Annotated in this window: 10 protein-coding genes; 9 read left to right on the top strand and 1 reads right to left on the bottom strand. The window is 64.9% G+C overall.

What is annotated here, in order from left to right; translation table 11 throughout:
* Positions 1–138: 138 nt before the first annotated feature.
* The gene (locus tag ACLPJJ_RS07710; protein WP_443590368.1) at positions 139–1,179 is read right to left on the bottom strand and encodes an AI-2E family transporter; all 1,041 of its coding nucleotides are present in this window, start codon (positions 1,177–1,179) and stop codon (positions 139–141) included.
* Positions 1,180–1,382: 203 nt separating this feature from the next.
* Between ACLPJJ_RS07710 and ACLPJJ_RS07715 the strand changes: the two genes are divergently transcribed.
* From ACLPJJ_RS07715 to ACLPJJ_RS07755, 9 genes are all read left to right on the top strand, one after another.
* Positions 1,383–2,261, top strand: coding sequence for a helix-turn-helix domain-containing protein (locus ACLPJJ_RS07715; RefSeq protein ID WP_443590369.1), 879 nt, complete (start codon positions 1,383–1,385; stop codon positions 2,259–2,261).
* Positions 2,258–3,094: a 3-mercaptopyruvate sulfurtransferase gene (gene sseA / locus ACLPJJ_RS07720; RefSeq protein WP_443590370.1), complete on the top strand. Its 837-nt coding sequence runs from the start codon at positions 2,258–2,260 to the stop codon at positions 3,092–3,094. Before ACLPJJ_RS07715 ends, sseA begins: the two co-directional genes overlap by 4 nt.
* On the top strand, positions 3,095–4,273 hold the full coding sequence (gene metC / locus ACLPJJ_RS07725; RefSeq protein ID WP_443590371.1) for a cystathionine beta-lyase: 1,179 nt from the start codon (positions 3,095–3,097) through the stop codon (positions 4,271–4,273). It abuts the gene before it with no gap.
* Positions 4,270–5,526, top strand: coding sequence for an MgtC/SapB family protein (locus tag ACLPJJ_RS07730; RefSeq protein ID WP_443590372.1), 1,257 nt, complete (start codon positions 4,270–4,272; stop codon positions 5,524–5,526). The genes metC and ACLPJJ_RS07730 overlap by 4 nt, the downstream gene beginning before the upstream one ends.
* 150 nt (positions 5,527–5,676) lie before the next feature.
* Positions 5,677–6,489, top strand: coding sequence for a DUF2189 domain-containing protein (locus ACLPJJ_RS07735; protein ID WP_443590373.1), 813 nt, complete (start codon positions 5,677–5,679; stop codon positions 6,487–6,489).
* Between the two features lie 338 nt (positions 6,490–6,827).
* The gene (locus tag ACLPJJ_RS07740) at positions 6,828–7,700 is read left to right on the top strand and encodes a cytochrome c oxidase subunit II (protein ID WP_443590374.1); all 873 of its coding nucleotides are present in this window, start codon (positions 6,828–6,830) and stop codon (positions 7,698–7,700) included.
* Positions 7,701–7,715: 15 nt separating this feature from the next.
* Positions 7,716–9,782: a cbb3-type cytochrome c oxidase subunit I gene (locus ACLPJJ_RS07745; RefSeq protein ID WP_443590375.1), complete on the top strand. Its 2,067-nt coding sequence runs from the start codon at positions 7,716–7,718 to the stop codon at positions 9,780–9,782.
* Entirely contained in the window at positions 9,782–10,411 is a 630-nt protein-coding gene (locus tag ACLPJJ_RS07750) for a cytochrome c oxidase subunit 3 (protein ID WP_443590376.1), read from the top strand. Before ACLPJJ_RS07745 ends, ACLPJJ_RS07750 begins: the two co-directional genes overlap by 1 nt.
* Positions 10,411–10,773, top strand: coding sequence for a hypothetical protein (locus tag ACLPJJ_RS07755; protein ID WP_443590377.1), 363 nt, complete (start codon positions 10,411–10,413; stop codon positions 10,771–10,773). The genes ACLPJJ_RS07750 and ACLPJJ_RS07755 overlap by 1 nt, the downstream gene beginning before the upstream one ends.
* Positions 10,774–10,961 lie beyond the last annotated feature (188 nt).

The raw sequence follows: 10,961 nt of genomic DNA on the forward strand, positions 1-10,961 counted from the left end.
GAGCCAAGAACCCTCGAAGACCTCAGGAAAGCCGCTGCCAACGCAATCGAAAAATTCATCCCAACCGAATGCAAAAATTTCTTCGCCAAAGCAGGATATCAGTCAATTTGATCGGAAAATGCTCTAGTTAATATTTTCCTAACGCCACGCGCCGCGCGGCTGACCGGCGAATTCCTCGGCCAGCGCCAGCCCCAGCGCCAGCAGCACCGGCCCCAGGAAGATCCCCAGCGCGCCAAATGTGATCGCCCCGCCCAGCACGCCGATCAGCGTCACGGCATAAGAGAGCGAGGCGCCGCGCGAGATCAGCCAGGGGCGCAGAACGGAATCAGCGCCACCGACGACGATGAAGCAATACGCCGCCAGCAGCAGCGCCGCCACCGGATGCCCAACCGCCAGCAGATACAGGCACACCGGCACGTAAATCACCACTGCCCCCGCGGGCACGATGGAGATGATCCCGGCCAGCGCCGCCAGCAGCAGCGGCTGGGGCGCATGAGCAACCTCGAACCCGATGGCATAGAGCACGCCCTGGAACGCCGCGGTACCGAGGATGCCGAACACCACGCCCCGCACCGTGGCGGCAACGAGCGTCAGCAATTCATCTGTCCGGCTCTCATTGATGAGCCGCACCAACAGCAGGCGGATGCGCGCCACGATCGCCTCCCCCGAAAGGAAGAAAAAATACGCGATGAACAGCGCCACCACCGTGCCGATCAGCCCGTGCGCCGCCTGCACCAGCAGCCGGAAGCCGGAATGAGCCAGCGTGCCGAGCACCGGCTGCATGGTGCTGGCCACACCGCCCAGATCATCCGCCGAATTGTTCCAGAAATCCGTCAGCAACCCGCCGATCAGCGGAATATGCTGGAAAAACGCCGGAGCCGGAGGCAAGCCGTTCTGGATCACGCCCTGCACCCAGCGCTCGCTTTCGCGTGCCTCGCGCGCCGCCAGCAGCGCCAGATGCACCAGCGGCACCAGCACGATGCCAGCCACCACCAGCGTGATCACGAACGCCGCGACACTGGGGCGCGTATAACGGCGGAACCCCGCGTAAAGCGGCCAGAGACAATAGACGAGAATTCCCGCCCACAGCATGGCCGGCAGAAACGGCAGCAGAATGAGCAGACACCCCATGCCGAGGGAAATCGCCAAAGCGAGCAGGATGATCCGGTCAAGTTTCATGGTCCGGTGATGCCTGAGGTTCCCCCTCCCCCGCAAGTCCTGGCTGCATTGCGATGATTCTCATCAACCAACCCTGGTTCATTATTTTTCGGCATTTCCGCCAGGCGGAGTTTTTGTTTGCAAAAAAGCTTGTTTTATGAGATGCTGTAAACAAATATGGACACAACCTGACTCAATCACGCGAGTCCGTGGGGAAAACGACGATGCGGTTTAATGAAATCGGCCAGCAGCTACGCGCCTACCGGATGGAATCCGGCCTGAAGGCGGAGGAGATTTCGGCCCGGCTCGGCGTCTCCCGCGCTGCGCTATATCGCTACGAGAAGGGCGAGGTGATCAAGCTCGACACCGTCAACCGCTTGGCCGAACTGCTGAAGATCTCGCCGCTTACGCTGCTCGGCATCGGCGTGGAGTATTACGGCAAGCCGGTCGGCTATGCCGAGCGCCTGCGCCAGATCGAGGAAACCTCCGACCAGATCCTCCAGGTGCACGGGCCGCTCAGCTATCTTATCACCTCGGACCATTACGATTCCCTGCTCGCGCAGATCCTGGAGGAGCAGGCCGACGCGCAAGGAGCGGACCGCATGGCCGCCCGCGCCGCGGCGGAACAGCTGATGAGCGTGATGATCTCGCGCAAGCGCATGTACGCCGCGCGCAAGCCCTCTATCATCGCCATCCTCACCGCCGGGTCGATCCAGAAATTCCTGGCCGAGGGCATCTGCCCCCTCGCACAGGTCAGCGACCGGCTGCGTGCCGCCGCGCGCGAGATGGCGATCCGCGAGATCGAGGCGGTGGCGGACCTGATGGCGAGCGAGCCAATCGGGCTGCAGCTCGGCCTCATGGCCCAGGGTGAGCCGAACGGCCCCTTCACCCTGCTGCGCTCGCGCGACCGCGCCACGCTGGCTATCAACCCCTTCCCCTGCGACGCCCCGCCCAGCATGCAATCCGGCGTGGCCATGATCACCAACGCCGAGGATGCGGTGGCCGCGCATCAACGCGTCTCCGAGCTCGCGTGGCGCGAGGCCGTGAAGGGCGCAGCGGCAGCCGAGAGGGTGCGCGCCATGGTCGCAGCTGCGCGGGGGTGACCTCGCCCCTCATCACTCCGGCGGCACTGAAGAAGCTGCTGGGCCGCCCTGGCGTAGTGGTGCTGGACGCCACCTATTACCTGCCGAGCGAGGACAAGGACGCGCGCGCGGTGTTCACCGCCATGCGCATCCCCGGCGCGCAGTTTTTCGACATCGACGCCGTGGCCGACCACGCCTCAGGCCTGCCGCACATGCTGCCTCTGCCGCGGGATTTCGCCGCCGCCGTGGCGGCGCTTGGCGTCAGCTCCTCCAGCCGCGTCGTGGTGTACGACCAGCGCGGCATCTTCTCCGCCCCGCGCCTGTGGTGGATGTTCCGCGTCTTCGGGCACGACAATGTGCAGGTGCTCAATGGCGGGTTGCCGGCCTGGCTGGCGGCGGGCGGAACGCTGGAACACGGCGAGCCGGATGCACCCGCACCGGGCCAATTCACCGCAACCTACCGGGCGGAGATGGTCCGGGCGCTGGACGACCTCAAGCGCAACCTTCTCACCAGGGAGGAGCTGGTGCTGGATGCCCGCGCCGCCGCGCGTTTCGCCGGCACCGTGCCTGAGCCGCGCCCGGGGATGCGCAGCGGCCATATCCCGGACGCCATTTCCCTGCCCTTCGCCACGCTGCTGCGCGACGGCAAATTTCTGCCCCCCGCCAAACTGCGGGAAAAATTCGCCACACTCGGCATCACCAGCGAAAGCAGGCTCGTCGCCTCCTGCGGCTCGGGCGTCACCGCCTGCGTGCTTGCGCTCGGGCTGACGCTGGCGGGCTTGCCCGAGGCGGCGATTTATGATGGCTCTTGGGCCGAATGGGGCTCGCGGGACGACACCCCGGTCGAGGTATAGATGGTTAAGAAGATCGAGACGGCTCTGGTGCATGCGGGGCGCAAGCCGACCAAGGAATACGGCTTCGTCAACCCGAAGCTGGTACGCGGCTCCACCGTGCTTTACCCGGACATGGTCACCAAGCTCGCCACCGGCAAGCGCATCCTGGAGCCCGTCGATATCTACGGCCTTTGCGGCAACGAGACGCATTTCGCCCTGGAGGCGGCCATCGCCGAGATCGAGGGTGGCAGCCACGCGCAGGTCACCGGCTCCGGGCTTTCCGCCATCACCGTGCCGCTGCTGGCCTACCTGAGGGCCGGGGACCATCTGCTGGTGCCCGATTCGGTCTATGGCCCGACCCGCACTTTCTGCGACGGGCTGCTGCGCCGCTACGGCGTCGAGACCAGCTATTACGACCCGATGATCACAGCGCCTGCGCTGGAGGCGCTGTTTCGCCCCAACACCCGCGTGCTGTTCACCGAGAGCCCGGGCAGCCACACCTTCGAGGTGCAGGACATCCCCGCTTTGGCCGAGGTCGCGCATGAGCGCGGCGCCAAGGTGTTTCTCGACAACACCTGGGGCATTCACCACTTCCAGCCCTTCACCAAGGGGGTGGACGTCTCCATCCAGGCGCTCACCAAATACCCCGGCGGACATTCGGACATCGTGCTCGGCGCGGTGGCGGTGAACAGCGAGAAAGACTGGAAATGGCTGCGCCTGGGCGCTCTGGAGCTGGGCAACTACGCCAGCCCGGACGATTGCTGGCTGGCCCTGCGCGGCCTGCGCACGCTGCATGTGCGGCTCAAGGCGCAGGAAGCCGCCGGGCTGCGCGTGGCGGAATGGTTCGCTGGGCGGCCCGAAGTGGCGCGGGTGCTGCATCCGGCCCTGCCCTCCTGCCCCGGGCACGAGGTCTTCAAGCGCGACTTCACCGGCTCCTGCGGGTTGTTCGGCGTCGCCTTCCAGCCGCAATTCTCGCCTGCCGCCGTGGTGCGGATGGTCGACAGCCTGCAACTCTTCGGCATCGGCGCGTCCTGGGGCGGGTATGAGAGCCTGGTGCTGCCCACCACCGGCACCATCCGGCGCTCGGAGGGCACCGGCGTGTTCGAGGGCGAGATGGCCCGCTTCCATATCGGGCTGGAGAACGTGGACGACCTGATCGAAGACCTGGAACGCGGGCTGGCCGCGTTGCGCGCCGCATGAACGCCCTCATCCCGCCCGAACTCTCGGCCTTCCTGGGCACGATTGGCCTTGCCTTCATCATTGGGCTGGAGTTGCACGCCTACCGGCGGCGCGATGCCGGCAATTTGCAGCCCGAGGCGCTCGGCTTCGGCACCACGCGCACCGTCACGCTCCTGGCCGCGCTCGGCTTCAGCCTGTGGATCATCGCCCCGATTGTGCCCTTCAGCATCGGGCTGGGCGGGCTGAGCCTGATGCTGATGCTCGATTACCGCAAGCGCCTGAAGGGCGGCGACTCCTCGCTGCTGCCGACGGTGATTGGCGTGATGGCCTATTCGCTCGGCCCGGTGGTGCTGGTGGCGCCGATCGCCCTGCTCGCGGCGCTGGTCATTCTCATCCTGCTTTCGCTCGGCGAGCAGGCGGAAATCCGCCGCCTTTCCGACGCCTTCCCGGCCGCGGAAGGCGTGACCCTCGCTAAGTTCTTCGTCCTGGCCGGGCTGATCTATCCGCTATTGCCGGACTCGGATATCCCGTACCTCGCAGGCATAACCTACACCAAAGTGTGGATGGCCGTGCTGGTCATCTCCGGCATCTCCTATCTCGGCTATCTCGCACATCGCTATGTATTCCCGCGCGCCGGCACATTGCTCACCGGCGTGCTGGGCGGGCTGTACTCTTCCACCGCCGCCACCGTGGTGCTGGCCCGGAGCATGCGCAGCGAGCCCGACTCGTTCGCCCCGGCGGCGGTCGTCATCGCCACGGGCATGATGTATGCCCGGCTGCTGGTTATCATCGTCCTGCTCGGCCATGCGAATGCGGCGCTGGCGCTCGCCTTGCCCTTCGGCTCGCTGTTCGTGGCCTCCCTGGCGGTGGCCGGGCTGCTCGCCTGGCACGCCAAAGGCACTGCCACCTCCGGCCACGCCACGGTGAGCGCCAACCCGCTCGACTTGCCAGTGGCCTTCCTGTTCGCCCTGCTGTTCCTGGTCTTTGCCGCGATCACCAACGCCGTCACCCAGCGTTACGGCGCCACCGGCCTGCATGTGCTCAGCTTCACGGTCGGCTTCTCGGATATCGACCCGTTCATCTTCTCGCTGCTCGACGGCAAGTTCCAGGTGGGCCAGCAGGCTGTGGTCAGCGCCGTGCTCATCGCCAGCGCCAGCAACAACCTGCTGAAGACCGGCTATGCGCTCGGCTTATCCCGCAGCCGCCTGATGCTGCCCGCCGCCGCCTGGCTGGCCCTGGCCGCCGGCCTGAGCCTGGCCTGGGCCCTGGCCTGAGCCGGCGGCAGGGTTTTTCATTCCCCTCTGCTGATTTGCTGCTGGAAACGGTGCGCCCAGCGCATTATAGTTCCAATATAAAAACATATCCGTGCAGCCACGGCAGCCTGGCACAGGCCCAAAAGTGCCATGAAGCAAAGGGGAAGAAGTATGAGTGCATTACCAAGCGCTGGCGATTCCACCCTCATCTCCAAGAGCGGCGCCGTTCCCCGGCGCGAGTTCGAGATCAAGCAGATCCATTTCAAGGATTTATTCGAGGCATTGCGCCTCGGCGTTGAAGACTGGCGGGCCTGCCGGACCGATGTGATGGTGCTGGCTGTGCTTACCCCTGTCGCGGCGATCATGCTCGGCGCGGTGGTGGCCGCGCCGAATTTGCTGCCATTCCTGTTCCCGGTCTGCGCTGGCCTTGCCCTGCTCGGGCCGATGGTCACGCTCTGGTTCGTCGCCCTCTCGCGCGAGCGCGAGCGCAGCGGCATTGCCCTCGCGGAGGCCGCCTCGGAACCGTTCAACTCCCCCCGCCTGAACACCATCCAATCCCTCGGCCTGCTCAGCATCGCGCTGTTCCTCGCCTGGCTTGCGGTGGCGGGCATCGTTTATGCCCACACGCTGGGGCAGAGCGGCCCGGCCCGGGGGCTTGAGTTCTTCGTCCGCGTGTTCACCACCACGGCGGGCTGGGAGATGATCTTCTTCGGCTACCTCACCGGCGCCGTCTTTGCCCTGGTCACGCTGTGCATCGGGCTCGTCTCCTTCCCCCTGGCGCTGGACCAGGATGTCACGACCTGGCAGGCGATCACCGTCTCGGCCCGGGCCATGGCCCGCAACCCGGTGGTGGTGCTCGGCTGGGGCTTCATCGTGGCGGTGCTGATGGCTGCTGGCACGGTTCTGGTGCTGCTGGGCCTTGCGGTGGCGCTGCCGGTGCTCGGCCACGCCACTTGGCACATCTACCGCCGCCTCGTGGCCTGAAGCGGCCTAAAATGGAACACGGCGCCCCATTGTTTGGGGCGCCGTTTTCATGTTTGTCTCATTGGGCAGAGGTCATCTGCATACCTCTGATTTCTGCCATCTGTTCGCAGTATTGCGCGGCACCGGAAATCATCTTATGCCCCAAGCGGCTTTGGTCAGAGCAGTCAGTCTTTTTAACAAGAAGAGCTGCCAGCGCCGAAGCCGGGGGAAGTGGTTTCTGGTGAGTGAATTATCCCAGGCGGATTGATCTGGGGGAGGACATATAATTGCGATACTGGCGACAACTCGGCTTAATAGCCCCGCTGGCCTTGGCTGGCTGTTCCACGGACAATGTGCGTTTGTTCCACCCCGTCGGCCTGATGGCCGGGCTGGAATTCCACTACACGCTGTGGATCACCGGCATCATGCTGCTCATCATCGTGCCGACGCTGCTGATGACGATCATCTTCCCGCTGCGCTACCACCATTCGCGCAACGCCAAATACACGCCGGATTGGCACTTCTCCGCCACCATCGAGATCCTGGCCTGGGCCATTCCGCTCGCCATGGTCGTGGTGCTGGCCTACATGTCCGTCTCGGCCATCTACCGCATCGACCCGTGGAACCCGCCCCAGCTCGCCAGCGCCCCCGGCGCGTCGCAGCCGCCGGTCAAGGTCGAGGTTATCGCCACCGACTGGCAGTGGGTGTTCGTCTATCCTGACGAGAACATCGCCACCATCGATGATCTGGTGGTTCCCGCCGGCCGCCGCGTGCAGCTGACGATGACCGCCACCGAGGCCATGAACGGCTTCTACATCCCGCAGGTCGCCCCGATGGTTGACGCCATGCCGGCGATGATCAGCAAGGACGCGTTCGAGATCGACCATCCGGCCGAGTTCACAGGCTTCTCCACCGATTTCTCGGGCGCCGGCTTCTCCTGGATGCAGTTCAAGACCCGCATCCTGGCCCAGGCCGATTTCGACAACTGGGTCAAGGGCGTGCAGGCGAGCCAGAACCAGCTCACCTACGACGTGTTCACCCAGAAGATCGCCCAGCCGCAGGTGAATTATGGCGCTACCCCGTCCTATTTCTCTGCCCCCAACGCCGCCGGCATTTTCGGCAAGGTCGTGATGGACGCGATGAACGGCAAGACCTACCCGGTCCCCGACTCGCTGACCAAGAGCGTCGCCTCCAACGAAGGCGAGGCCCCGGCCTCCCCTGCCGCGCATTAAGGAAGGATCTATACCGTGCAAGTTGCTGTTGACGGCCCCTGGTCGCCCCTGCTGGGGCGCTTGACCCTGGATGCCATCCCCTACACCAACCCCATCCTCATCTTCACCTTCGTCATCGCCGCCACCGCCGGCCTCGTGGCCGTCGGCAGCGTGCTGTACTTCCGCAAGGTGGGCTATATCTGGCGCGAGTGGCTGTGCTCCGTCGACCATAAGCGCATTGGCGTGATGTACATGATCCTCGGCCTGGTGATGCTGTTCCGCGGCTTCATCGACGGCGTGATGATGCGTACCCAGCAGGCCATCGCCATCGGCCCCAACAGCCCCGGCTATCTGGGTGCCGCGCATGGCTACCTGCCGCCGTACCATTTCGACCAAGTCTACTCGGCGCATGGCACGCTGATGCTGATCTTCGCTGCCACCCCGCTGCTCACCGGCCTCGGCAACATCATCGTGCCGCTGCAGATCGGCGCGCGCGACATGGCCTTCCCCTACCTCAACGCGGTGAGCCTGTGGCTGACCGTGTCCGGTGCGCTGCTGTGCATGATCTCGCTGTTCGTCGGCGAGTTCTCCAACGCCACCTGGGTCGGGCTGATGCCGTTCTCCGAGCTGCCCTCCAACCCGGGCGTGGGCGTCGATTACTGGATGTGGGCACTGCAGGTCTCCTCGATCGGCACCACCTTCAACGCCATCAACATCATCGCCACCATCGTGAAGATGCGCGCCCCCGGCATGGGCTGGTTCCGCATTCCCGTCTTCACCTGGGTGTCGATGGCCACGTCCATCATCGGCCTGACCGCCTTCCCCGTGCTCACCGCGGCGCTGTGCATGCTGGGCCTCGACCGTTACATCGGCACGCACTTCTTCACCGCCGGCATGGGCGGCAACTACATGCTCTACATCAACCTGTTCTGGACCTGGGGTCACCCGGAAGTGTACTTCCTGGTGCTGCCGGCCTTCGGCCTGATCTCGGAGATCGTCTCGACCTTCTCCCACAAGTCGCTGTTCGGCTACCCGACCATGATCGCCGCCTCAATGGGCATCGCCGGCGTGGGCTGGGTTGTGTGGGCGCACCACTTCTTCACCATGGGCATGGGGCCGGACCTGATTGGCTTCTTCTCCGCCGCCACCATGATCGTGGGCATCCCGACGGGCGTGAAGGCCTTCAACTGGCTGTTCACCATGTTCCGCGGGCGCATCACCTTCACCACCCCGATGCTCTGGGCCATCACCGCCATCCTGCTGCTGCTGCTCGGCGGCCTCACGGGCATGATGCTCTCCGCCTCGGTGGTGGACTACACTGTGCATGACTCCGTGTTCGTGGTCGCGCACTTCCACTGCATGGTGCTCGTCATCGGCGCCGGCATCTTCGCCGCCGTCACCTACTGGTGGCCGAAGATCTTCGGCTTCAAGCTGAACGAGACGCTGGGCCAGTGCTTCTTCTGGACCTTCGTCGCCGGCAGCCTGCTGGTGTTCATCCCGATGTTCCAGGCCGGCCTGGATGGCGAGACCCGCCGCCTCGACTACCTGTTCGACACCTCGCTGCGGCCGCTGATGCTGCTCGAGGAACTCGGGATCGGCGTGTACTTCGTCTCGGTGTTCTTCTTCCTGGCCATGATCGTCGTCTCGCTCATCAAGCGCGAGCCGGCCGGTCAGGACGCCTGGGGCACCGGGCGCTCGCTGGAGTGGCTGACGCAGACGCCAGTGCCGTTCTACAACTTCGCCGTCACCCCGCAGGTGCACGCGCTGGATGAGCTGTCCTGGCGCAAGGCGAATGGCCTGGAGAAAGCCCAGCCGAGCACCTACGTGCCCATCCACATGCCGAGCAGCTCCGGCCTGCCCTTCGTCATCGGCATGCTGAGCTTCGTCTGCACCTTCTCCCTGGTGTGGCGCATCTGGTGGCTGGCGGGGGCGTCCCTGCTCGCGGTGATCCTGCTGGTGATCATCCGCTCCTTCGACAAGAACGAGGGCTACGTGCTCTCCGCCCAGACCATCGCGGAGATGGAGCGCAAGCTCAACACGGTTAGCGTGGTTGCTGAACAATCCAAGGTCCTGCCGGTTGGCGGGCATGCGGAGGCACATTAATGGCTAGCTTCACCAAAGCCGGCGCCGACACGGTGCTGTGGAACGCGGGCGCTGACGCGCACGACAACATCTCGGCCCGCACCTACGGGTTCTGGCTGTACCTGCTGAGCGACGCGCTGATCATCGCGGCGGTCTTCGCCACCTACGCGGTGCTGAACAACCCGATGAACGCCGCTGGCGGCCCGCTCGGCAGCCAGTTCCTCAGCGCCAGCAAGGGCCTGCTGCAGACCTTCATCGTGCTGGGCAGCGTGCTCTGCTACAGCCTTGCCACTGTCGCGCTCAAGCGCGGCAGCAAGCTGGGGGTGAGCCTCGGCATGATCGGCGCCATCCTGCTGGCGGTCGTGTTCCTCGGCATCGGGCTCGGTGACCTCACCGCGCTCAGCGCCGCGGGCAACGGCTTCGCCCGCAGCGGCTACCTCTCGTGCTTCTTCACCCTCATCGTCACCCACGCCCTGCACATGGGCTTCGGCATCCTGTGGATGCTGGTGATGCTGGTGCAGGTCGGGGTGTTCGGCTTCACCGAGAACGTCGTGGCGCGGCTGCTGAACCTGCGCATGTTCTGGCAGTTCCAGGCCTCGGTCTGGGTTGTCGTGTACATTTACGTCTACCTGTTCGGAGGTGCCCACTAATGGCCGCTCACAACGACCCGCTCGCGCATCCCGAGGTCCGTCAGGGCTCGGTCCTGCGCTACATCGCCGGTTTTGCGACCTCAGGTGCGGCGATGTACTTCGCCTACGTCCAGGCCATGGGTCATCATCCCGTGGTGGAACTGCTGGAGATCCTGGCCGGCGCGCTGCTGTTCAGCCTGATCACCCAGGCGGCGCTGTTCTTCGGGCTGGACGCCTCCCGCGCCCAGATCTGGAAGAGCATCTCCCTGATCCTCACGGTGCCGCTGTTCCTGGTGATTATCGGCATCACGGTGTGGGCGTTCGCCTCGCTCTATGGCCGCACCATGCCGGACCCAGCCATCATGAACTCGATGTCGATGTAACCTATTTCCGCTTCGGCGGACTGAGAGACGCGGCCCCGCAAAGGGCCGCGTTTTTTTTATGCCCGTGCCTCAGGTGCTGGCGCTGCCGTCCTGCGCAGCAGCGTTCTGGGCAAGATGCTGAGTGATGGCCGGGAGATGCTGGGCGATGAGCTGGCTCGCCTGCTGCGGGTCGATGCCGAGCTTCGCCG

The sequence above is a fragment of the Acidocella sp. genome, from assembly GCF_052326845.1.
Lineage (GTDB): Bacteria > Pseudomonadota > Alphaproteobacteria > Acetobacterales > Acetobacteraceae > Acidocella.

Coding starts and splice junctions, on each gene's coding strand:
- ACLPJJ_RS07710 (WP_443590368.1), bottom strand. CDS start 1,179: ATGAAACTTGACCGGATCATCCTGCTCGCTTTGGCGATTTCCCTCGGC.
- ACLPJJ_RS07715 (WP_443590369.1), top strand. CDS start 1,383: ATGCGGTTTAATGAAATCGGCCAGCAGCTACGCGCCTACCGGATGGAA.
- metC (WP_443590371.1), top strand. CDS start 3,095: ATGGTTAAGAAGATCGAGACGGCTCTGGTGCATGCGGGGCGCAAGCCG.
- ACLPJJ_RS07730 (WP_443590372.1), top strand. CDS start 4,270: ATGAACGCCCTCATCCCGCCCGAACTCTCGGCCTTCCTGGGCACGATT.
- ACLPJJ_RS07735 (WP_443590373.1), top strand. CDS start 5,677: ATGAGTGCATTACCAAGCGCTGGCGATTCCACCCTCATCTCCAAGAGC.
- ACLPJJ_RS07750 (WP_443590376.1), top strand. CDS start 9,782: ATGGCTAGCTTCACCAAAGCCGGCGCCGACACGGTGCTGTGGAACGCG.
- ACLPJJ_RS07755 (WP_443590377.1), top strand. CDS start 10,411: ATGGCCGCTCACAACGACCCGCTCGCGCATCCCGAGGTCCGTCAGGGC.